This window comes from Sphingomonas abietis (assembly GCF_027625475.1).
Taxonomy (GTDB): Bacteria; Pseudomonadota; Alphaproteobacteria; order Sphingomonadales; family Sphingomonadaceae; genus Solisphingomonas; species Solisphingomonas abietis.
Map to the genome: position 1 here is coordinate 1326685 of NZ_CP115174.1, position 23211 is coordinate 1349895.

The following is a 23211-nucleotide window of genomic DNA, read 5'->3' on the forward strand; positions in this document are numbered from 1 at the left end:
AGCGAAGCTTGCGGCGGTAAAAATCTAGGTTTGCTCTTCGGTGGAGGAGGCCGGGCGCCTCAATGATGCCGGAGGCGGCTTAACGCACGCGCCACTCTGGCGAGGCTCGACGTCGGGGACGGTCGATCGATCCGGCCCGTGCCGATATCGACCGTCCGTTCGATCAGAAGGCGGGGATGACGGCGCCTTTGTAGCGCGCGACGATAAACCGGCGAACGGCATCACTCCGCAGCGCGGCGACGAGCGCGCGCACCCGAGGATCGGCGTCCGCGCCGGGCCGGCCGACCAGATAGTTCACATAGGGGCTGTTCTTGTCTTCGATCAGCAAGGCGTCGCGCTGGGGATCGAGCTTCGCATCGAGCGCATAGTTGGTGTTGATGAGGGCGAGGTCGACCTGGTCGAGGATGCGCGGCAGGGTGGCCGCTTCGATCTCGCGGATCTTCAGGCCCTTCGGATTGGCGACGATGTCCCGCACGGTCGCGAGCGGGTCGCCGGGATGGCGCAATTTCAGCAGACCGGCTTTGGCAAGCAGGAGAAGCGCGCGACCATTGTTGCTGGCCTCGCTGGGGATCGCGACGTCCGCGCCCTGGGGGAGGGCGGCCAGGGACTTCCATTTGCGCGAATAGCCACCCAGCGGTTCGACATGGATGCCGGCGATCGGCACCAGATGCGTGCCATGCGCGCGGTTGAAGTCATCCAGATATGGCTTGGTCTGGAAATAATTGACGTCGATGAGCCCCTGATCGACCTGGCTGTTGGGCTGCACATAGTCGTTGAAGACGCGGATATCGAGCTTCAGCCCCTGCTTGGCGAGGACCGGGCGGACCTGTTCGAGGATCTCGGCATGCGGCACCGCCGTCGCGGCGACGCTCAGCGTGTGCGGATCATGGGCCGGACGAGGGCCGTGGCAGCCGGCGAGGGCGATCAGCGAAAGCAGGAAGGCGCGGCGTAGCATGTCTGTCTCTCAGCGATGGGTCACGCGGCGCACGATCCGGTCGCCGGTGATCTGAATGATCTGGACGAGGATGAGCAGCAGCGCGACGGTGATGACCATGACGTCGGTCTGGAAGCGTTGATAGCCGGACCGGATGGCGAGATCGCCGAGCCCGCCGGCGCCGACCACCCCAGCCATCGCCGTGAACGATACCAGGGCGATGGCGGTCACGGTGGCGGCCGCGACGATGCCGGGCCGTGCTTCGGGCAGCAGCACGCGACGCACGATCTGCGCCTGCGTCGCGCCGAGCGACTGCACCGCCTCGATGGTCGCGCGGTCGACGTCGCGCAGGGCCGTCTCGACCAGTCGCGCGAAGAAGGGCGCGGCGCCGACGACCAGCGGCGGGATCGCACCAAGAACGCCGAGCGAGGTGCCGACGAGCAGCACGGTCAGCGGTATCATCACGATGAGCAGGATGATGAAGGGGACGGCGCGGACCAGGTTGACGATCAGTCCGAGCACCAGATTGAGCCGGCGATGCGCGCGCATCCCGCCCGGCGCGGTCAGGTACAGCAGCAGCCCCAGCGGCAGGCCGAGCGCGATCGTCAGCACGAAGCTGCCGCCCAGCATCGCAAGCGTGTCGAGCGTCGCCTGGCCGATCTCGGCCGGGTCCGTGTTGGCGAACAGCGTCACTGGCCGAGCCTTTCGATCGTGGCGACCGCTTCCAGGGCGGCAAGCGCCGGGGCGATGCCTTCGCCGCTGAGGGCGAGGAGCAGCTGGCTGTAATCGCCGGATCGAAGCCGCCCCACACGGCCGTCGAGCAGGCTGATATCGACGCCGGTCTGCCGGGCAATGGTCGCAAGGAGCGGAGCGCGGGCAGCCTCGCCCGTCATCGTGGCCCTGACGACCTGCGCGCCCGGCGGCGTCTGCAACGGTTGGTGCGGGTCGGTTTCCGCCACCATCCGCCGCGTCACCGCATGCCGCGGGAACAGGAACAGATCGCGGACTTCGCCATGTTCGACGATCCTGCCGTCATCCATCACGACGAGATCGTCGCACAGATCCCGGATCACCTCCATTTGGTGCGTGACCATGATGATCGTCAGCCCCAGCTCGCGATTGAGGCTGTCGAGCAGGCGCAGGATCGACCGGGTTGTCTCGGGATCGAGCGCGCTCGTCGCCTCGTCGCAGAGCAGGATCTCAGGATCGGTCGCGAGCGCGCGTGCGATGCCGACGCGCTGCTTCTGGCCGCCCGATAGCTGCGCCGGATAGCGATCACCGAGCCCGGTGAGCCCGACGCGGTCCAGCAGATGAGCGACGCGCAACCGTCGATCCTCGCCGCTTCTCTGAAGCAGGCGCAGCGGCAGGGCGATATTCTCCGCCACCGTCGCCGACGACAGCAGCCCGAAGGACTGGAAGATCATGCCGACGCGGCGGCGCAGGTGGCGCAAGCCCTCCGGCGTTAGGCCATCGATCGCCTGGCCGAAGACGGACACGCGCCCCTGGTCGGGCTGCTCGAGCCCGTTGACGAGCCGGACCACCGTCGATTTGCCCGCGCCGGAGGGGCCGATGATCCCGCATATCCGCCCGGGCGATACCACAAAGCTGATATCGGTGACGGCGGCTCGTGCCGTTCCCGGATAGCGGCGGGATACGCCCGCAAATGCGACCGGCGGCGGCGTCGCTTCGGCACCGGATATGGCGGAGGATATGGCGGGATCGGGCGGATGGGTGTGGGGCATGACATCGCGTTCTGTCGGTATGAGCGGGCGGCCCTAAGCCATGGTTCGGGCCGTCGGCAAGGAAACTCTACTGCTAGGATAGGAAATGAGGCTTTCCACCTGCTTGGCTTGCTTGCCCGAAACGCGTTGGATTTCGACTATTTTAGCCATTCGGCGCATCGAGGCGGCAACGGCGGCGACAATAATTCCTGAGTCCATTGATAGACAATTAATATGGTCAGGCCTGTGAGGTCGGTTAGAGGGAAAGGATCAGGTGGCATCCTTTTTCCCCGCCATTCTGATACTCTCCACACTGGGCCGCCTCCGGGCGGCCCTTTTTTCCGGTGGGTGGAGAAACGACCTCCGGAGGCAGTCCGCCGACCTGGTCGGGTGACACATCGCGATCGGGTCGATCGAAAGTCCGAGCCGCCGTCACGCCTGTCACCGGGCGCGACGACCGACAGCAGGACTGGTTCCGGTCAGCCGCGCTCGCCGAGAGAATGAGCCCCGATTTCGGGACGGGGGGCCCGCACGAAGCTGCCTTCGGGCACGGCTTGCCGCAGCACCACGTTCGCATCGATGACCACGTCTGCGCCGATGTCGATCGGCCCCAGCAGGACGGCGCCGGGGAAGATCACGACCCGGTCTCCGATGCTCGGGTGGCGCCGCTCGCCGCGCGCACGGCCGACGCCGCCGATCGTCACCCCCTGGTGGATATGGGCGTCGACGCCGATGACGGCGGTCTCCCCGATGATCACCCCGGTGCCATGGTCGATGAACAAGCCGGGGCCGATCTGTGCGCCGGGATGAATGTCGATCCCGGTTTCCCGATGGGCGATTTCCGCGATCGATCGCGCCACGATCCGCGATCCGGCACGATATAGCTGATGCGCGATGCGGTGGTGAATGATCGCAATCAGCGAGGGATAGGACAGCAGCACTTCATCGACGCTGTTGGCCGCAGGATCGATGCGATAGGCGGCCTGGACGTCGGCATCAATCAGCCGCCGGATGTCGGCGAGACGGGCGGCGAGCAACCCGATGACGGCGATCGCGCGCGCCGCCGCCTCGGGCTGCTTGCCCTTGATATCCGGCAGGTCGAACTCGAGGATCAATTGCGCAGCCAATTGATCGAGCGTGGTTTCGAGGGTCGCACCGACATAGGCGTTTTCGTTGGCGGTGGTCAGTTCGGGTGGCCCGAAGCGGAGCGGGAACAGCGCCGAGATCAGGTCCACCAGCACCCGCTTGAGAGCCGAGCGCGACGGAAAATGGACACCGAGCTCGGTGTGACGGGCGTGTGCGCCCCGCCAGTCAAGCCGCGCCGTGCGCAGATCGTCGATCGTGCGATCGATGTTGGCGGGGAAGGCGGCTTCGGGGACATCGGTCATGGGCGTCGGCTTCTCGTGCGGGTAAGGTGCCGGTTGGCTATCCGGGTGAGCGGAAACGGCGGATGCTCGCCATGGGCGAGCCGCAGGCGTTCGATCGGGAAATCTTCGGCCCCGGATCCGACGGCGATGCGGCCGGCATCACCAGCATCGAGCAGCCGATGACCAGCGGTCGGATCGTTCCGCGTGTCGAGATCGGCCTCCAATGCCTGCGGGCGGCTGCGCAGCCAATGGCTTTGCCGCCGCCCGGAACCGCTGTCGAAAGGCCCCGGGGTGATGCGTGCATCGAACTTGGCGGTCATCGGTCCTCTCCTGCCGCTGCGATCCGGTGGCGTCGGGGGTAGCCATGCCTCAGCGCCACGCCAAGAAATCTCTACTACATCACTAGACAATAACTCTTCACCACCGCGGCTCGTTGCCGCCGGGCAGAGACACATATAGAATCTTCTGGTCGGGCGCGCGGCAATCCTGTTTCTCAGGCCTTCGCGGCGACGGCAGGTGCAAGATATCCTATCCCATGACTAGGAAATTTTGCCTTCCCTGCGCCGATGCTCGTCCCCAGGTTTCCGCCCGGATGGATCTTGAGGATCGAGCGAATGCGTCATTATCGGAACGGCCTTGTCGTCTTGGCGCTGCTCGCCTCATCGGCCACGGCGAGCCTCGCCCAATCAACCGTACCGGTGCCGCCAGCGAAGCCATATCAGGTCGAGTGGGTCTATCGTGCCAAATATGGCTTCCAGGACGAATGGTGGCGTCTCTTCCAAAAATATCAGATCGCGGAGTTGGATGAGGAGAAGCGCCGCGGTTTCGTGAAGGACTATAGCGTCTTCCGTCCCGGACTTCACACCAGCGAGGATAGCCGCTGGGACTATCGGATCATCATCACCTATAACGGCTATGAAGGCTCCACCCATGAAAGCGAGGTGGAGAAGGCCCTGTTCCCCGACGTCGCCACCCGAAAGCGCGACGAGGACCGGCGCTGGGAATTGACGACGAACCATTGGGATCTGCCGATCCACGAGATCGATCCTCATGCGACGGCGGACTGAGGCACGAGGACAGACGCAGCATGATCTACGACATCCTCAAAATGGTGACCCGCGGCTTCTCGAGGTTGCACGGCCGATCGAAGACCCCGCGGACCCCGATCTGAAAAGCATCATCGCCAATCTTTACGAGACGATGCACGCAACCAATGGCGTGGGTCTCGCCGCACCGCAGGTCGGGATCAATCTGCGGCTGCTGATCTTCGGGTTCGACAGCAATCCGCGCTATCCCGACGAGGCGCCGGTCCCGGTCACGACCCTCATCAATCCGTGGATGGAAATGCTCAGCGAGGACATGGAAGACGGTTGGGAAGGGTGCCTGTCTGTCCCCGGTATGCGCGGCCTGGTGCCCCGTGCGACCCACATCCGCTATGGCGGTATGTTGGAGGATGGCGTCACGTTCGAGCGCGAGGCGCGGGGCTTTCATGCCCGCGTCTTCCAACATGAGTTCGACCATCTGAACGGGATACTCTACCCGCTGCGTATCCGGGATTTGACGCAATTCGGCTTCATCGAAGCGCTTTTCCCCGAGAGCGGGCTCGCCGCGCTGGAAAGCACTGAACGGGCGTAATTTTGCGGGATCGCGGGAGGGGCAAAACTCGATCTGCGCGGTTGAAAAGATTTTTCATGGTGCGCCGCAATGTCATATTCCCTAGTACCCGACTTGGGTAATGGGGGAATTAGCATGAAGTCACGCTATCTGACTGGGGTTGCGGCCCTGTTTGTGACCACATTGGCATCTGCAGCGGTGGCTGCGCCGGCGCCCAGCGCCGACACTCATACGACAGCGACGACGAGCGACGACGGCAATATCATCGTCACTGCCCGGCGCCGTGAAGAATCGCTGCAAAAGGTTCCGATCGCGATTTCTGCTTTTGGCAGTAAGGCGCTGGCCGCAACGGGTACGTTCAATGTCTTCAAGCTGACCCAGCTTCAGCCGAGCCTTACACTTTATTCCACCAATCCGCGAAACACGACGTTGAACATTCGCGGTCTCGGCTCTCCCTTCGGGCTTACCAACGACGGTATCGAGCAGGGCGTCGGAATCTATGTCGATGACGTCTATAATAGCCGGGTGGCGTCATCGACCTTCGATTTCGTCGATATCGACCGTGTCGAGGTGCTCCGCGGACCGCAAGGCACGCTCTACGGAAAGAATACCACCGCCGGCGCGATCAACATAACCACCAAGGCCCCGAGTTTCACCCCGGAAGGGACGATCGAGCTGACCGGAGGAAATCTTGATTTCTTCCAAGGCAAAGCGTCTTTCTCAGGTCCGCTCGTCACGGACAAGGTCGCGATCCGCATTTCCGGGGCGATTACCACGCGACGCGGCACGATCTTCAACGAAACGAGCGACAAATATGTCAATTCGCTGGATAATCAGGCCATTCGCGCGCAACTGCTTTGGAAGGCAAGCGACCGTCTCGATATCACTCTGTCGGGCGACTATAATCGCCAGAACCCCAATTGCTGCGCGCAGGTCTATGCGCGGGTCGGAAAAACGCAGCGAGCGTTAAATCGCCAATATGACGCGCTTGCGGCCGCGTTCGGGTATAAACCGCCGAGCTTCAACGCTTTCGATCGTGTCACCGATCTCGACACTCCACTCCGCGCTTTTCAGGAACTCGGCGGCGTTTCGCTCCGGGCAAAATGGGAACTGGGTTCGGGAACGCTGACGTCGGTTTCGGCATGGCGGTTCTGGAACTGGGATCCATCGAACGATCGAGACTTCATCGGTCTGCCGATCACGACGATCTCGGCCAATCCGTCGAAGCAGAACCAGTATACCCAGGAAATACGCTATGCCGGATCGACCGGCAAGATCGACTATGTCGGCGGCCTGTTTGCGTTTCATCAGGATCTGAATACGTCGGGCGTCCAGGAACAGGGCTCGGCGGCGAGCCGCTGGTTGCTGAATCCGACCAGCGCGAACGCGAAGAATCCGGCCGTGCTCGATGGCCTGCGCTCGACCAATACGATCGGTCTCAACAACACGAGCCTCGCCGCTTTCGGGCAGGCGACCTGGCATGTGACGGATCGGCTGCGGGTGCAGCCCGGCCTCAGGCTGAATTATGACAAGAAATCAGGTTCTTATGTCGCGGTCGTGACGACGGGAACTGGCAGCACGACGCTCAACAGCGATCAGCGTGGCGTGCTGGCGCCGCAAAGCTATCAAGCTTCGTTCAGCAAGTGGAACGTATCGGGCGACATCACCCTGTCCTACGATCTCGCCGATGATGCGCTGGCTTATGCGACCTATTCGAGGGGCTTCAAATCCGGCGGCATCAACTTGTCCGGCTTGCCGCTCGATGCCAATAACCAGCCGATCTTAGCGTCCGCCACGGTCAAGCCGGAAGACGTCCGCAACTATGAAGTCGGCGTCAAGACCCAATGGTTCCATCATGCCGTGACGCTCAATCTGTCGGCTTTCTGGACGGACGTGATCAACTATCAGGCCACCGTCACCAACGGTCAGTTGGGCGTCCTTCGCGGTTATCTCGCCAATGCAGGGAAGGTTCGCACGCGCGGCATCGAAGCCGATTTCAGCGCGCGCCCTTCTGATCGGATCAACCTGTACGCGAACGGCGCCTATACGGACGCCAAATATATTCACTTCGCCGATGCGCCTTGTCCGCCCGAACTGTCGGGCGGCACAACCGGGGCGGTGCCCAGTCCGGCAGGCACGCCCGGTGGCGTCAGCCCTGCGACGTGCGACATTTCGGGACAGCGCCTGCCCGGCGTATCCAAATGGTCGGCATCGTTCGGCGCCGAATACAGCCTTCCGGCATCGATTGGCGGTGAGGTCGGACGGCTCTATGCGGGCGTGGACGGCAATTATCGTTCTACCTTCTCATCCAACCCCTCGCCATCGGCCTATACCAACATTGCGGGCTATGCTCTGGTGAACTTCCGGGCCGGTTTCCGGTTCGGCAAGGGGTGGGACGTCTTTGGTTGGGTGAGAAACGCCTTCAATCAGGACTATTACGAGGTGCTGGCGACCCAGTCGGGAAATACGGGCCTCGTCGTCGGCCAGCCGGGCGAACCTCGCACGTTCGGCGGCACGCTACGCGCCAACTTCTAATGTCCAGCTTCGGATCGAGCACCCATCGGCTCTCCACCACCCCAAGAGCCGATGGACCGCGCCACTGCTCAATTCCCGCACTTCAGAGCGGCGTGACGGCTTAGGCTGTTCGGCCTAAACCCTGCCGCTGCGAGGCTCGCCCCTTAGAAGGGGGTAAGCTATGCGGTTTTCCCCTGGGCGCTAATGGGCCGGGGAAAATGGCTTGGTGCCGGTCTGGCTCGCCTCCGATCCTCGGCGGCTTCTGCGTTTCTGTGGCCGGGTGCGCCGGGGCGGCCAGGCCGCCCCGGCGTCAGCCTCAGCCGCTCGCGTGCAGGGCGTGCTTGAGATCGCGGATCTCGTCATGCCCGGCCTTCACGATCAGATAGGCCTGATCGATGTCGGCGCGCGTCGCCGGGCTCAGTTCCTTGTCGCGCTGGGCGTCCTCGAACTTGTGCTTGATGTGATCCTCGCCGGCTTCGACCTGATCGACGATGGTCGTGTCGTCGCTCGACATGCTGTTCCGCAGATTGAGGAACAAGCGATGGGCACCGGCCAACAGTGTGCCGTCATTCTCGGGCTCGCCGCCCAGCGATCGGACTTTGCCCTGCAATTCGGTCGTCAGTTGCTGGCGCTCGGCGCCGCGACGCCGAAAGATCTCCTCGAAACGCGAGCCTTGGGCGGCCTTTGACGCCTCCGTATAGCCGTCCGCGCTATCGATGACCGTTTCGATCAGCGAGTTCAGCGTTTTGATGTCGTGATCGTTGCTCATGAGACTGAACCTTCAATAGTGGACCCTCTCAACTGATCGTTCCTGCGCTCGGGTCCAGAAATTGGCCAGATTCATAAAATAAAAAGCGATGGATAACGTAGATCAATATTTTGAACGCGATGAGTCGTTGGCCAACTGCGGGATGGTCAAGGCGATGGGGTGCATGTCATGCAATGCCGCGATCAAAATTGCGGTCTATTGCTATGAGTGCATGGCTTTCGACTGTCTGCCGGGAGGCTTGGGTGCTGCACTCGCGCCTGTGTGCGCGCCGAGGTCAGGGGCGGTCTGGTCGCCTTCCGCCTCCACAATGATCGCCAGGCTGTCGGCAGATCAGTGCGGCAGCCGGACGTGAAGGGGTGCCGGAAACCGGGAGTAACGGGCAGGGGCTGGATGCCGGCTTGCGCGACGGCGAGCATTGCGCCTCGTTCCCGCGCGTCTCACAGGCTGGCGACGCCGCGCTTGCCGGGAGTGAAGGGATGTTGACCGTTGACGCTATTGATCACCTCGTTCTCCATGTTCGGGACGTCGACGTCTCTGCGGCCTGGTACGCGCAGATGTTGGGGATGGTGCGCGAGGATCGACCAGCCGCTTCGGGCGACATCCGGACCAGCATGATGTTCGGGCAGAACAAGATCAATCTCCGGCCGCTGACTGCGACGCAGAAGGACTGGTTCACAGGCAGGATGCCGTGCCCGGGTAGTGACGATCTCTGTTTTTTGACGGAGGCGAGCCCCGACGACGTAGCGGCGCATTTTCGAGAGCAGGGCGCCCAGATCATTCTAGGCCCGGTCATCAAGAGCGGCGCTCGTGGTCCCATCTGCTCGGTCTATGTTCGCGATCCCGATGGCAACCTTGTCGAAGTCTCCTCCTACCGAGCCTAGCGGTAGGGAGATGAGACAAACCCGAACAAATGGCTGACAATGGGGACGTCTGGGCCGGCAATATCGGGATTTGGATCGTGTCGGCGCGGCGGCGCTGCGGAAAGAGGCGGACCAGACCCCGGCATTGCGCCGGGTTGTCGCGAGCGTCCGGAACTCGCGGACTGAGCCGATGCCGATCGGCGATGCGTCAGGCATCGCTCGAAACGATATGTCGGCCGGATCCGCGTCCGTCATGCGGCGTGCCGTCCCCGGGCAGGCTGGGGCGCTGCGATGCCGGAAATCGCGACGGCACGGGCCTCGTTGCTGCGATGCGGCGTCTTGTCAGTCGTGCCCGGTTGGCGTACCCGCCGCGCATCCGCCCCACGCCGGACGACGGCCGGTGAGTGGCGATGCGTTCGCTTCCGTCACTCCAAACGGTGGGAAAAGATGAGCTTCTACCCTGATTACCTGACCGAAATCGAAAACAGAGCAGGTCAGGGACTCGCGCCCAAGCCGATCGATGACGGCGGCCTGCTCGCCGACATCATCGCGCTCATCAAGGAGCCCGATGACGGGCGCCGGGCCGATGCGCTCCAATTCTTCATCTACAATACCCTGCCGGGCACCACCAGCGCGGCGGGCGTCAAAGCGGCGTTTCTGAAGCAGATCATCCTCGGAGATGCGGTCGTCCCGGAGATCACGCCGGCCTTCGCGCTCGAACTGCTGTCGCACATGAAGGGCGGCCCTTCGGTCGAAGTCCTGCTCGACATCGCGCTCGGCGACGACGCCACCATCGCCGCGCAGGCGGGCGAGGTGCTGAAGACCCAGGTGTTCCTGTACGACGCCGACATGGCGCGCCTGCGCGATGCCTATGCGGCCGGCAACGCCGTCGCGAAGGGCGTGCTCGAAAGCTATGCCCAGGCCGAGTTCTTCACCAAGCTCCCGGATGTCGCGGACGAGATCAACGTCGTCACCTTCATCGCCGGCGAGGGCGATATCTCGACCGATCTGCTGTCACCGGGCAACCAGGCGCACTCACGCTCGGATCGCGAGCTGCACGGCCAGTGCATGATCTCGCCGGCCGCGCAGCAGGCGATCGTCGCGCTCAAGGCCCAGCATCCCGATAAGCGGGTGATGCTGATCGCCGAGAAGGGCACGATGGGCGTCGGCTCGTCGCGCATGTCGGGCGTGAACAATGTGGCGCTGTGGACCGGCAAGCAGCAGAGCCCCTATGTGCCCTTCGTCAATTATGCGCCGGTCGTCGCCGGCACCAACGGCATCTCGCCGATCTTCGCGACCACCGTGGACGTGACCGGCGGCATCGGCATCAACCTGAAGAACTGGGTCAAGCAGACCGGGCCGGACGGCAAGCCGATCATCAACAATGACGGCAATCCGGTGCTCGAGGAGAAATTCTCGGTCGAGACCGGCACCGTCCTCAAGATCGACGTGAAGAACAAGACGCTGACCGACGAGGCCGGCCATACGCTGGTCGATGTCGCCGCCGCCTTCACGCCGCAGAAGATGGAGTTCATGAAGGCGGGCAGCTCCTATGCCATCGTCTTCGGCAAGAAGCTCCAGACCTTCGCGGCAGAGACGCTGGGTGTCGAGGCGCCCGCGGTCTACGCAGCCAACAAGGAAATCACCGCCGACGGCGTCGGCCTGACCGCGGTCGAGAAGATCTTCAACCGCAATGCCGTGGGGGTGACTCCCGGCAAGGTGCTGCACGCCGGATCGGACGTGCGCGTGAAGGTCAACATCGTCGGATCGCAGGACACGACCGGCCTGATGACCGCGCAGGAGCTGGAAGCGATGGCGGCCACCGTCATCTCGCCGCTGGTCGATGGCGCCTATCAGTCGGGCTGCCATACGGCATCGGTGTGGGACAAGAAGGCGCAGGCCAACATCCCCAAGCTCATGGCCTTCATGAACAATTTCGGCCTGATCACCGCGCGCGACCCCAAGGGCGTCTATCATGCGATGACCGACGTCATCCACAAGGTGCTGAACGACATCACCGTGGACGACTGGGCGATCATCATCGGCGGCGACAGCCACACCCGCATGTCCAAGGGCGTGGCCTTCGGCGCGGATTCGGGCACCGTCGCGCTGGCGCTCGCCACCGGCGAGGCGACCATGCCGATCCCGCAGTCGGTGAAGGTCACCTTCAAGGGCACGATGCAGCCGCACATGGACTTCCGGGATGTCGTCCATGCGACGCAGGCGCAGATGCTGGCGCAGTGCGGTGGCGAGAATGTCTTCCAGGGCCGGATCATCGAGGTCCATATCGGCACGCTGCTCGCCGATCAGGCCTTCACCTTCACCGACTGGACGGCCGAGATGAAGGCCAAGGCCTCGATCTGCATCTCGCAGGACGAGACGCTGATCGCATCGCTGGAGATCGCCAAGGCGCGCATCCAGATCATGATCGACAAGGGCATGGAAAATGTCGCGGGGACGCTGAAGGGCCTGATCGCCAAGGCCGATGCCCGCATCGCCGAGATCCGCTCGGGCGAGAAGCCGGCACTGGCCCCCGATGCCAACGCGAAATATTTCGCCGAGGTCGTCGTCGATCTGGATCTGATCGACGAGCCGATGATCGCCGACCCGGACGTGAACAATGCGGACGTGTCCAAGCGCTACACCCACGATACGATCCGGCCGATGTCCTATTATGGCGGCACCAAGAAGGTCGATCTGGGCTTCGTCGGCTCGTGCATGGTCCACAAGGGCGACATGAAGATCGTCGCCCAGATGCTCAAGAATATCGAGAAGACCGAGGGCAAGGTCGAGTTCAAGGCGCCGCTGGTCGTCGCCGCGCCGACCTACAACATCATCGACGAGCTGAAGGCCGAGGGCGACTGGGAGATCCTCCAGAAATATTCGGGCTTCGAATTCGATGACGTGAAGCCGAAGACGGCCACCCGCACCGAATATGAGAATATTCTCTATCTGGAGCGTCCGGGCTGCAACCTGTGCATGGGCAACCAGGAGAAGGCGGAGAAGGGCGACACCGTGCTCGCCACCTCCACCCGCCTGTTCCAGGGCCGCGTCGTCGAGGACAGCGCCGAGAAGAAGGGCGAATCGCTGCTCGCCTCGACCCCGGTCGTGGTGCTGTCGGCGATTCTCGGACGGACACCGAACGCCGAGGAATATAAGAGCGCGGTCGAAGGGATAGATTTGACCAAATTCTCGCCGCCGGGGGCTGCGCCGATCGATTCACGGTCGGTTTTTTTCTAAAACGACCGCTGCGTCCAAGGCGATAGCAGTGGTCGTCTGGATGGGCGGCGCGGGCAATTCTGCCTGCGCCGCCCATCCAGCCTCGCATCGTCCCGACTGCCAGGGGGCGCTTCCCGTTCTTGGGAAAGGGTCAGGCTCAGGAGAGGGTCGGGCTCAGGAGAGGGTCAGGCCGCTGCGATAGCGGTCGACGGCTTGCAGCAGCCCGGCCGCTTCGGCAGGTACGATGCCCGAGCTGATGTCGTGGCCCGTCGCATCTTTCAGCCGGAAGGCGAGGCCGTCCCCGGCGCCGGGCTGATAGCGGGCCGCGACCGCGCGCAGCACGGCTTCGTCCACGCCGAACGCCATCGTCTTGGAGAGCGGGCATTCGAGGTTGTTCTCGGTGGTCGGGCAGACGTCCTGTCCATGGCGCGCCTCGCTCAGGGCGACCTGTCGGAGACCCTGGTCGGTCATGTAGTGGGCCGTGCGATAGTCCCGCTGGGTGCCCCAGTAGCGCAGCGACTGGCGGACCTCGTAGCGCACCGCGCCGCTTTGCTTGTCGACGATCGCGCGCAGATGATTGTCGTGCCCGTAGGGCGAGAGGATCTTCCAGCCCTCGCGATGTGCCTTCTCCGTCGAGAGGGTGGCGTGGAACTCCAGCGGATCATCCTTCACGGTCGTCGCGGTGCGGAATGCGTCCGGCGACATCGCCAGCAGGGATTTCGGCGCGCGCGTCTCGGCCTGGGCGATTGCAGGCATGGCGATCGCAGGGATCGCGGCGGACATCAGGGCGGCAAAGATCAGGCTACGCATGGCTTTCTCCAATAAGTCGGGTGGATGGGATCAGTCGGGGGCGTGGATTCTGGCGGACGTACCGGCGGCGCTGGCGATCCCGCCGTCGACGCAGGCGGCGGTCGACTGGGCGGGCATTCCAAATACCGGCAGCTTGCCGCCGGGCAGGCTGTGCATCGCGATGCCGCACGGCTTGGCCGTCGCGATCGGGCGATAGGCCTGATGCGGGCTGCGGCCGGCGGTGGCGCCATGGCCGGCGGGCTGCTGGTGCTGGGCCAGCGCCGGCCATGCTGCCGTGGGAAGCAGCAATGCTGTTGCGATCGGGGGCAGGCGGATCATCGAAACGGTCTCCGCGAGGCGGGGATGCCTCGTCCCTTCCAGTTAGGATGCGGGATTTGCCCATCCGTCGCGCGATTGTAAGGAATGATGTCGCCATCTCCGCATGGGCTGCCGCCGCGGGCATCGTGCCCTAGATGCGCTCCGTCCGGTGGCGTGCCGGCGGTGGAGAAGATTATGTCGCGTTGCATCCGTTCCCCGATCGTGCCGGCGCTGGCCGTGGCGGAGCATTCGCGATGACCTCGCCCGTCATCGTGCTGGTCGAGGATGATCCGGCGCTCCGCACGCTCACCACGCGCGCGCTGCAGGAGAATGGCTATGTCGTGCGCCCCTGCGGCACCGCGCCGGAGATGTGGCTGGCGATGGAGGCGGGGCCGGTCGATCTCGTGCTGCTCGACATCATGCTGCCCGGCACCAGCGGCATCGATCTGTGCCGGGCGCTGCGCCGCGACAGCGAGGTGCCGATCATCTTCATCAGCGCGAAGGGCAGCGAGACCGATCGTGTCATCGGCCTGGAACTGGGTGCCGACGATTATCTCGCCAAGCCGTTCGGCACCCGTGAACTGATCGCGCGGGTGCGTGCGGTGCTGCGCCGGGGCGGCGCGGAAAGCCGCCGGGCCGAACGCGGGCAGGGGATCGTCCGCTTCGACGGCTTCGCGCTCAACCTGCCGCGCCGCGAGCTGACCTCGCCGGGCGGCGCGGTGATCGATCTCACCGGTGCCGAGTTCGACCTGCTGGTCGCGCTGACCGACCATGCCCAGCGGGTCATCGCCCGCGAGCGGCTGATCGAGCTCTCGCGCACGCGGATGGGCGACAGCTCGGATCGGTCGGTGGACGTGCTGGTCAGCCGGGTGCGGCGCAAGCTGTCGAGCGCCGGCAAGGACGCGCCGATCATCACGGTGCGTGGCATCGGCTACATGTTCAACACCGAGGTCACGCGGCTTTGACGAGGATGGCGCGATACCGGCGACCGATCTCGGTCGGGCTGCTCGGGCGGCTGCTCGCGATCCTGCTGCTGACGCTGGCGGTGGAGTTCGTTGCCAGCACCTTGCTCTACGAACGATCCAGCCGCGCGCTGATCCGCGACGACGAGGCCCATCGGCTGGCCGAGCATCTGGTCATCGCCCGCAAGCTGGTGTCGGATCAGCGCTGGCCCGAGCGGCCGGCGATGGCGGCGCGACTGACCACCAATCGCTATGATATTCACTGGTCCGGCTCCGCCCGGCCGGGGCCACCGGTCGGGCTGGAGCGCGGCCCGATCTGGATGCGCGTGCTCGACTGGGAGCCGAGCCTCGCCGACAGCGATCTGCGCGTGCAGATGGTGCCGGTCGGGCGCCAGGCGCAGCTGTTCGGTGCGTTGCGGCTGGCGGACGGCACATGGCTGCGATTCCGCGCGACCGCCCCCACCGGCGGCGGTCGTCCGGGCTGGCACAGGATCCTGCTGGCGCTGTTGCCCGCTGCCGTCCTGCTGGTGCTGAGCGCGGCCCTGTTCCGCCACACGCTGCGACCGATGGCGATGCTCGCGCGCGCCGCCGACCGGATCGGGCGGAGCGCGGGCTTGACCCTGCCCGAGGCGGGGCCGCGTGAAGTCCGCCGCGTGATCCACGCCTTCAACGCGATGCAGGCCCGCATCCACCGCCTGATCGTCGATCGCACGGAGGCGCTCGCCGCCGTCGGCCATGATCTGCGGACGCCGCTGGCCCGGCTTCAGTTGCGCACCGATGCGATCGCCGATCCGGCACTGCGCCGCGCCTTCGAGACCGACGTCGCCGAGATGGAGGCGATGGTCGGCTCCCTGCTGTCCTATCTGGGCGGCGAGGACGATCCGGAAACGCCGATCCGCACCGACGTCGCGATCTTGGCGGCGACCATCGTCGACGATGCGATCGATCGGGGGGGCGACGCCCATTATGTCGGTGACGATCATCTCGAGGCGATGGTGCGACCGATCGGGCTGAAGCGGGCGATCGGCAATCTCGTCGAGAATGCGCTGCATTATGGGCATCATGCCCGCGTCTCGGTGTCGGCGGAGGGCGATCGGCTGGTGGTGCGGGTCGATGACGACGGCCCCGGCATCGCCGAGGATCAGCTGGAGGCGGTGTTGCAACCCTTCGCCCGGCTCGATCCGGCCCGCAGCCGCAACACCAGCGGGCTGGGACTGGGCCTCGCCATCGTCGCGCGAGCGGCCGAGGCCGAGGGGGGCGTGCTGCATCTCGCCAATCGGCCGGAAGGGGGCCTGCGCGCCGAACTGAGACTACCGCGCCGCTGACGGCCAGCCGCCGGTCGGCCGCCCGCAGCAAGACTTCCTTACAGTCCCGCGGCAACGCAGCAAAAGCGGCCCGCTACCTCCTGGCACAGCGCCGCCGCATCCGGCGGCGGCCTTTAGGAGTATGCACATGAACGAACTGATCGGTCGCGTCCTTCGGTTCGAGAAGGATGTCTATCCCCGCCGCAGCGCGCTGTACGGCGCTCTCGCCAGCGAGGGGCAATCGCCCACCGCGCTGATGATCTCCTGCGCCGATTCGCGGATCGTGCCCGAGCATGTGATGCAGGCCGAGCCCGGCGACCTGTTCGTCTGCCGCAACGCCGGCAACATCGTGCCCCCGTTCGCCCAGATGAACGGCGGCGTCTCCTCGACCGTCGAATATGCGGTCGCGGCCCTCGGTGTAAGCGACATCATCGTCTGCGGCCATTCTGACTGCGGCGCGATGAAGGCGGTTGCCGAACCGCATCAACTCGAGGACATGCCCAACGTCGCGGCGTGGCTGCGCCACGCGAGCGCCGCGCGGCGTATCGTCCGCGATGCCTATCCCGAGATGGACAACGGCGATCTGGTCCGTGCGATCAGCCTTGAGAATGTCGTTGCGCAGCTCGCGCATCTGCGCACCCATCCCTCGGTGGCGGCAGGGATCGCGCGGGGCCAGATTTCGCTGCACGGCTGGTTCGTCGATATCCATGCCGGAGAGGTTCTGGGTCTCGATGGCGATAGCGGACGGTTCGTGCCGCTGCGCGAAGGATCGCCGCTGCCGATGGCGCTGCGCGCCGAACGCCGCGTCGCCACCGAAACCCCGTTTGCGATGGCCGCCGAATGAGCAGTGCCCCGCTGTGCGATCACCTGAAAAGCGGCTTCGGCGGCGCGGCGCGGGATGCCATCGAGGCGCAGCCCGGCTGCTTGGTCGGCCCGCTCGGTTGGGAGGCTGCAATGCAGGGCATCGATCTCGCCGGTAAGGAACACCGCCTCCACGGGTTCGCGACCTGACGGCGTGCGTGGGCACCGTTCCCCGGGAACGAGAAATCCGCGCATACCCCCCAGCCGTCAAAGGTCGTGACCGTCCGAACCGACCGTGCCGCCATCGCCGACCGCTCGAAGGCGATGGCACAAGTGGCACGGCGGTTCGGGCGCAGGCGACCATGGGCCTTCCTGCCGAGGGACACCGCAGGCCCCCAGGCGGTTATGGTCCGCCGGTGGCGATCAGTCGTTCAGATAGTCCCAGACCCGGGAGATGACGACCGATCCCTCGCCGACCGACGAGGCCACCCGCTTGACCGATCCCGCGCGCACATCGCCCACGGCGAATATCCCGCTCTGCGATGTCGCATAGGGGGAGGCTTGGCCGACCGCTTCGCCGGTCAGCACGAAGCCGCTGTCATCCAGCGCGACGAGGCCGGACAGCCAGTCGCTGTTGGGCGCAGCGCCGACCATGATGAACAGCGCGCAGCTGTGGGCTTCGTGCGTCGATCCGTCATGGACGTTGCGGATCGTCACGCCGTCGAGCTTGTCGTCGCCGTGCAGCGCGCTGACCTCGACGCCATATTCTATCGTGATCGCCGGATCGGCCGCCAGCCGGCTGGAGAGATAGCTCGACATCGACGATGCCAGGGATGTGCCCCGCACCAGCAGGCGGACCCGGCTGGCGGTGCGGCTCAGGAACATCGCGGCCTGCCCCGCCGAATTGCCGCCGCCGATCACGATGGTCTCGTTGTTGCGGCAATAACGGGCTTCATTCTCGGTCGCGGCATAATAGACGCCGGCGCCCTCGAACGCGGCGAGCCGATCGATCGGCAGGCGTCGATACTGCACCCCCGTCGCCACCACGACGGCGCGCCCCCGGACGCGCTGATCATTGTCGAAGGTCGCGCAGAAGCCGGCATCGTCGAGCCGTTCCAGCTTCACCACCCGGCGGGGCATCGCGAAGCGGGTGCCGAACTTCATCGCCTGGACTTCGCCGCGCCACACCAGGTCGGCGCCGGAAATGCCGGTCGGGAAGCCCATATAATTCTCGATCCGGCTCGATGTGCCGGCCTGGCCGCCGATCGCGATATCTTCCACCACCAGCGCATGAAGGCCTTCCGCGCCGGCATAGACGCCGGCGGCGACACCGGCTGGCCCGCCGCCGACGATCAGCACGTCGAACGCCTCGTCATCGACCAGATCGCGATTGAGGCCGAGCAGGCGCGCCACCTTGTCGGGCGTCGGATCGGCGACGACATTGCCGCGCCCGAAGATCACCGCCGGATGGTCGGCCGAGATCGCGCAACTCGTCGCCACCGTCGCGGCCTCCGCGCTGCCGAGCGCGTAGGCGCTGTAGGGGAGGCGGTTGCGGCTCGCGAACTCCGCGATCCGGCGGACCTTTCGATCCGCATCCTCGCCGATCAGCACCAGCGAGCTGTCGCCGGCATCGAGCTGGCGTCGTCGTCGCGCGGCCAGCACGGTGATGACGATGTCCGACATCTCCTGGATTTCGGACATCAAGCGCAGCATGTCCCGGCGCGGCACCTCGATCACGCGGGTATCCCGCACCGCCCGCATCGCCATCGACCAGGCGCCGCCGTTGAGGAAGGAGATCTCCCCCATGAACTGCGTCGGCCCGAGCGTGGACGAGAGATGCCGTTGTCCGGTGAACGGATTGACCACCTTGATCTCGCCATCCTCGATATAGACGAAGCGATCGACCGGCTCGCCGGGACGCGCGAGAAAGGTGCCTGCCGGATAATCGACGATCGTGCCTGCGGCCCGCAGCGCCGCGACGTGCGACGGCGCCAGCGGCACGCGCTGCATCTCCCGCAGATCTTGCCCGATCGTCTCCATTGCGCGCTCCCGCCAGGGCCGAAAATATCCGCTCCCCGCGAACGAGGCCCGGCAGTCTTGGCCCAACATTAGCGGCTGCCATGCCTGCCATCCACGATTATCGGGCAGGTGCGATCCGCCCGATCGTCAATGCGTTTCCGGCCGGTCTGCAACGAAACGATCACCCATATTCAACCGATCCGAATGTCGATGGCTCCAGGCTTTGAAACCGCAGATTCCATGCCGTTCGGTCCTTGCGGAGGGCAATGCTCCGTCGGTGCAAAAACCCGGTATCCAGGGGGTGTGCGCGAGACCCCGGTGAAGTCCAGATGGGCTATGGCGGCGTATGGTCTGATCATTTTCACAATCAAGATAAATTGTCCGGCCAATGCAGGATCTTTCGTCGCCCAAAGATGTTCATATGCCGTAGGGCGCCCGCAGCCGCGGGTGGCCTTTCTGCGGCATATTTGACCTTGATCGCAAGGCTGGCCATAAGGCGCATGTTCCCGGCGATCATGCGCTGCGGATTTCTAGAGTGGCTGTCACGCCACCGGTTATCATAGCGAGAGGATAGGCACATGGGAGGGGCACCCTCCCATCCGTCTGTCGTGTCAACAATTCGGATATGGATCTTGCAAAGCAGCAGCGCTCAGGTTTCTACGATTTCACCCTTTCCCACTGGCCCCGATCGCAGCATCGAGGCCGCCATGGCCGCCTCCGCACCGTCGGACGGCGCCGCCCGGACGCTCGGCCTCGCCGCGGTGGTGGCGGCGGTCTGCGGCGGCCTCTATGGCTATGATACCGGCATCGTTTCCGGTGCATTGCTGTCGATGACGGCCGAATTCCACCTCGATCACCAGATGCAGGAGATCGTCACGGCGGCGATTCTGGCGGGTGCGGTCGTCGGCGCGCTCGGCACGAGCTGGCTGTCGGAGAAGTTCGGGCGAAAAGTGTCGGTTCTGATCGTCGCGGCCTTGTTCGCGGTGGGCGCGATCGGTTGCTCGCTGGCGCCCACCGTAGGGGCCTTGGTGTGTGGACGGCTGTTCCTGGGCCTGGCGGTCGGCGGATCGACGCAGGTCGTGCCGATGTACATTTCCGAGCTGGCGCCGCCTGAAAAGCGCGGCCGGCTGGTGACGATGTTCAACGTCGCGATCGGCATCGGCATCCTGCTCGCCAATATCGTGGGCTTCGGGATGCACGGGGTATGGAGCTGGCGCCCGATGGTGGCGATCGCCGCCGCGCCCGCGCTGCTGATCTTCGTCGCGATGATGTTCATGCCGCGCAGCCCGCGCTGGGCAGCGGAGAATATCGGGCTGACCGAAGCCGCCGGGATCCTGACCAAGCTGCGGACCAGCCGTCGTCAGGTGCGCAGCGAATTGCGCCAGATCCGCGATGTCGCGCAGGAGGCCAATGACGCCGAGAGCGGCTGGAGCGGCATCCGCCAGCCTTGGCTGCGTCCGGCGCTGCTGGCGGCGCTCGGTGTCGCCTTCTTCACCCAATGCGGCGGGCTGGAGATGATGATCTATTATGCGCCCACCTTCCTGTCGGACGTCGGCTTCGGCAGTTCGAGCGCATTGCTCGCCAGCCTGGGCGTGGCGATCGTCTATGCGGTGGTGACGCTGCTGGGTTGCCTCTATGTCGATCGTATCGGCCGCCGCCGGCTGATGCTGATCATGATCCCCGGTTCGGTGATCAGCCTGATCGGCCTCGGCGCGATGTTCGCGACCGGCGCGCATGGCGGGTTGGCCGGCTGGGCGACGATTGCCTTCCTGCTCGCCTTCATGCTGTTCAATTCGGGCGGCATCCAGGTGTGCGGCTGGCTGCTCGGATCGGAGATGTTCCCGCTGGCGATGCGCGGCCCGGCCGCCTCGCTCCACGCCGCGATGCTGTGGGGCAGCAATCTCATCGTTACCGGCACCGCGCTGTCGCTGGTGCAGGCCGTCGGCCTCGGCACGACGATGTGGATCTATGCCGGCATCAACCTGCTGTCGTTCCTGTTCGTCTTCCGCTTCGTGCCCGAGACGGCAGGCGCCAGCCTCGAGGATATCGAAGGCGCGCTGCGGGCCGGCAAGTTCAGCCCGCGCGCGGGCGGCATCCGTAACTGGAAGGCGCAGTAAGCCGCTGCATCCGGAGCAAGGAACGCCCTTGCTCCGGCCCATCCTTGTTCTGGCGGCCCGTCAGGGCTTGAGCCGCCAGCCCGTCCGGAAGATCCACCACAGCAAGGCCAGGCAGGCCGCCATGAAGCCGGCGGTGAAGGCCAGGCTCGCCGCGACGCTGACGTCGCCGATGCCGTAGAAGCTCCAGCGGAAGCCGCTGACGAGATAGACGACCGGGTTGAACAGGCTGATCGCCCGCCACGGCTGCGGCAGCATGTCGATCGAGTAGAAGGCCCCGCCGAGGAAGGTGAGCGGCGTCACCACCAGCGACGGGATGATCGTCAGCTGCTCGAAGCTCTTCGCCCAGATGCCGATGATGAAGCCGAACAGGCTGAAGGTGATCGACGTCAGCAGCAGGAACGCCACCATCCAGACCGGGTGGAGGATCTGCACATCGGTGAAGAAAGTGGAGGTGACGAGGATGATCAGCCCGATCACCACCGATTTGCTCGCCGCCGCGCCGACATAGGCGATCACCGCCTCGATCGCGGACAGAGGCGCGGACAATATCTCGAAGATCGTGCCGGTGAATTTCGGGAAATAGATGCCGACTGACGCATTGGAGATGCTCTGGGTCAGCAAGGTCAGCATGATCAGGCCGGGGACGATGAAGGCGCCATAGCCGACACCGCCGACATGCTGCATCCGCGATCCGATCGCGCCGCCGAAGACGATGAAATAGAGCGCGGTGGTGATCACCGGCGTGGCGATGCTCTGCCACACCGTCCGCACGGTGCGGGCCATTTCGGTGCGATAGATCGCCCAGATGCCATGGAGGTTCAGGCCGCCGCTCATGCCGCGCGCTCCACCAGGCCGACGAAGATGTCTTCGAGCGAACTCCGGCTGGTATCGAGATCCCTGAAATCGATCCCCAGTTCGCCGAGCCGGCGCAGCAGGCCCGGCATCCCGGTATCGTCCGCCTCGGCATCGAAGCTGTAGACGAGGCGGAGGCCGTCATTCTCCAGCGTGGGCGACCATGGCGCCAACTCGTCCGGCACATGGCTCATCGGCTCCTGAAGAGCCAGGGTCAGGCGGCGCTTGCCGAGCTTGCGCATCAGCGCGTCCTTGTCCTCCACCAGCAGGATCTTGCCGCCGTCGATCACGCCGACCCGGTCCGCCATTTCTTCCGCTTCCTCGATATAATGGGTGGTCAGGATGATGGTGACGCCCTTGTCGCGCAGCTTGCGGACCAGCGCCCACATGTCGCGGCGCAGATTGACGTCGACGCCCGCGGTCGGCTCGTCCAGGAACAGCAGATCGGGTTCGTGGCTCAGCGCCTTGGCGATCATCACGCGGCGCTTCATCCCGCCCGAAAGCTCGATGATCTTGCTGTTGCGCTTCTCCCACAGCGAAAGATCGCGCAGCAGCTGCTCGATATAGGCGGGATCCGGCGAGCGGCCGAACAGGCCCCGGCTGAAGCTGACCGTGTTCCAGACCGTGCCGAAGATATCGACCGCGACCTCCTGCGGCACCAACCCGATCTTGCGCCGGGCGGCGCGCGCGTCCGTCACGATATCATGGCCGTCGACCGCGATCGTGCCGGCCGTCTTCGTCACCGTGCCGCAGACGATGCTGATCAATGTCGTCTTGCCGGCGCCGTTCGGCCCCAGCAGCGCGAAGATCTCGCCGCGCCGGATCTCGAGATCGACGCCATCGAGGGCTTTCAGGCCGGATTTATAGTGCTTGCTGAGTGCGGAAATCGACAGAATCGATGGCATGGAAAATCCTCAAACGACCGAAACGGAGCGTGGCAGCCCGGATGCTCCCGCCGGCTGACAGATAGGCACGGAGAGGGCGCCGCGCATCACGAAAGAAATTTCGCCTAAACTTTACCGGAAAAGCAGCGTTATAGGAAAAATGTGCG

The 23211-nt window shown here is 64.8% G+C and carries 21 protein-coding genes; 10 read left to right on the top strand and 11 right to left on the bottom strand.

The features are described from left to right. Positions 1–163: 163 nt before the first annotated feature. The 5 genes from PBT88_RS06440 to PBT88_RS06460 form a co-directional block, all read right to left on the bottom strand. Positions 164–955, bottom strand: coding sequence for a MetQ/NlpA family ABC transporter substrate-binding protein (locus tag PBT88_RS06440; protein WP_270078388.1), 792 nt, complete (start codon positions 953–955; stop codon positions 164–166). Positions 956–964: 9 nt separating this feature from the next. Beyond that, entirely contained in the window at positions 965–1627 is a 663-nt protein-coding gene (locus PBT88_RS06445; protein ID WP_270078389.1) for a methionine ABC transporter permease, read from the bottom strand. After that, positions 1624–2676: a methionine ABC transporter ATP-binding protein gene (locus PBT88_RS06450; RefSeq protein ID WP_270078390.1), complete on the bottom strand. Its 1053-nt coding sequence runs from the start codon at positions 2674–2676 to the stop codon at positions 1624–1626. Before PBT88_RS06450 ends, PBT88_RS06445 begins: the two co-directional genes overlap by 4 nt. A gap of 458 nt (positions 2677–3134) precedes the next feature. Then, on the bottom strand, positions 3135–4043 hold the full coding sequence (gene epsC / locus PBT88_RS06455; RefSeq protein WP_270078391.1) for a serine O-acetyltransferase EpsC: 909 nt from the start codon (positions 4041–4043) through the stop codon (positions 3135–3137). Continuing rightward, complete coding sequence (locus tag PBT88_RS06460) at positions 4040–4342, bottom strand: hypothetical protein (RefSeq protein WP_270078392.1); 303 nt, start codon at positions 4340–4342, stop codon at positions 4040–4042. The genes epsC and PBT88_RS06460 overlap by 4 nt, the downstream gene beginning before the upstream one ends. A gap of 294 nt (positions 4343–4636) precedes the next feature. On the opposite strand from PBT88_RS06460, the gene PBT88_RS06465 reads away from it, so the two are divergent. The 3 genes from PBT88_RS06465 to PBT88_RS06475 all read left to right on the top strand — a co-directional run bounded on the left by PBT88_RS06465 (position 4637) and on the right by PBT88_RS06475 (position 8171). Next, entirely contained in the window at positions 4637–5089 is a 453-nt protein-coding gene (locus PBT88_RS06465) for a hypothetical protein (RefSeq protein ID WP_270078393.1), read from the top strand. Beyond that, on the top strand, positions 5073–5657 hold the full coding sequence (gene def / locus PBT88_RS06470; RefSeq protein WP_270078394.1) for a peptide deformylase: 585 nt from the start codon (positions 5073–5075) through the stop codon (positions 5655–5657). The genes PBT88_RS06465 and def overlap by 17 nt, the downstream gene beginning before the upstream one ends. Before the next feature lie 114 nt (positions 5658–5771). Then, positions 5772–8171: a TonB-dependent receptor gene (locus PBT88_RS06475; protein ID WP_270078395.1), complete on the top strand. Its 2400-nt coding sequence runs from the start codon at positions 5772–5774 to the stop codon at positions 8169–8171. 295 nt (positions 8172–8466) lie between these two features. Here the strand turns inward: PBT88_RS06475 and PBT88_RS06480 are convergent, their stop codons facing one another. Then, complete coding sequence (locus PBT88_RS06480; RefSeq protein ID WP_270078396.1) at positions 8467–8919, bottom strand: PA2169 family four-helix-bundle protein; 453 nt, start codon at positions 8917–8919, stop codon at positions 8467–8469. A gap of 398 nt (positions 8920–9317) precedes the next feature. Here PBT88_RS06480 and PBT88_RS06485 point away from each other — a divergent pair, with 398 nt between their 5' ends. Beyond that, the gene (locus PBT88_RS06485) at positions 9318–9800 is read left to right on the top strand and encodes a VOC family protein (protein WP_270078397.1); all 483 of its coding nucleotides are present in this window, start codon (positions 9318–9320) and stop codon (positions 9798–9800) included. 426 nt (positions 9801–10226) lie between these two features. Continuing rightward, a complete protein-coding gene (locus PBT88_RS06490; protein ID WP_270078398.1) occupies positions 10227–13019 on the top strand; it encodes a bifunctional aconitate hydratase 2/2-methylisocitrate dehydratase in 2793 nt (930 codons plus the stop codon). A gap of 153 nt (positions 13020–13172) precedes the next feature. Here the strand turns inward: PBT88_RS06490 and PBT88_RS06495 are convergent, their stop codons facing one another. Continuing rightward, positions 13173–13808: a hypothetical protein gene (locus PBT88_RS06495; RefSeq protein ID WP_270078399.1), complete on the bottom strand. Its 636-nt coding sequence runs from the start codon at positions 13806–13808 to the stop codon at positions 13173–13175. Between the two features lie 30 nt (positions 13809–13838). After that, positions 13839–14126 (bottom strand): hypothetical protein, encoded by a 288-nt coding sequence (locus tag PBT88_RS06500; protein ID WP_270078400.1) that lies wholly within the window; start codon positions 14124–14126, stop codon positions 13839–13841. Positions 14127–14359: 233 nt separating this feature from the next. On the opposite strand from PBT88_RS06500, the gene PBT88_RS06505 reads away from it, so the two are divergent. From PBT88_RS06505 to PBT88_RS06520, 4 genes are all read left to right on the top strand, one after another. Then, positions 14360–15070 (top strand): response regulator, encoded by a 711-nt coding sequence (locus PBT88_RS06505; RefSeq protein ID WP_270078401.1) that lies wholly within the window; start codon positions 14360–14362, stop codon positions 15068–15070. A 5-nt stretch (positions 15071–15075) separates the two neighbouring features. Beyond that, complete coding sequence (locus PBT88_RS06510) at positions 15076–16392, top strand: ATP-binding protein (RefSeq protein ID WP_270079196.1); 1317 nt, start codon at positions 15076–15078, stop codon at positions 16390–16392. A gap of 127 nt (positions 16393–16519) precedes the next feature. Beyond that, a complete protein-coding gene (locus PBT88_RS06515) occupies positions 16520–17215 on the top strand; it encodes a carbonic anhydrase (protein ID WP_270078402.1) in 696 nt (231 codons plus the stop codon). After that, positions 17212–17382: a hypothetical protein gene (locus PBT88_RS06520; protein WP_270078403.1), complete on the top strand. Its 171-nt coding sequence runs from the start codon at positions 17212–17214 to the stop codon at positions 17380–17382. The genes PBT88_RS06515 and PBT88_RS06520 overlap by 4 nt, the downstream gene beginning before the upstream one ends. Before the next feature lie 213 nt (positions 17383–17595). Here PBT88_RS06520 and PBT88_RS06525 read toward each other — a convergent pair whose 3' ends face one another. After that, positions 17596–19212, bottom strand: a complete 1617-nt coding sequence (locus PBT88_RS06525) for an FAD-dependent oxidoreductase (protein ID WP_270078404.1) — start codon at positions 19210–19212, stop codon at positions 17596–17598. 686 nt (positions 19213–19898) lie between these two features. Between PBT88_RS06525 and PBT88_RS06530 the strand changes: the two genes are divergently transcribed. Beyond that, positions 19899–21308 (top strand): sugar porter family MFS transporter, encoded by a 1410-nt coding sequence (locus PBT88_RS06530; RefSeq protein ID WP_270078405.1) that lies wholly within the window; start codon positions 19899–19901, stop codon positions 21306–21308. Positions 21309–21368: 60 nt separating this feature from the next. On the opposite strand, the gene PBT88_RS06535 is transcribed toward PBT88_RS06530, so the two are convergent. Both PBT88_RS06535 and PBT88_RS06540 read right to left on the bottom strand, forming a co-directional pair. After that, positions 21369–22142 (bottom strand): ABC transporter permease, encoded by a 774-nt coding sequence (locus tag PBT88_RS06535; protein WP_270078406.1) that lies wholly within the window; start codon positions 22140–22142, stop codon positions 21369–21371. Further along, the gene (locus tag PBT88_RS06540) at positions 22139–23065 is read right to left on the bottom strand and encodes an ABC transporter ATP-binding protein (protein WP_270078407.1); all 927 of its coding nucleotides are present in this window, start codon (positions 23063–23065) and stop codon (positions 22139–22141) included. Before PBT88_RS06540 ends, PBT88_RS06535 begins: the two co-directional genes overlap by 4 nt. Positions 23066–23211: the final 146 nt, after the last annotated feature.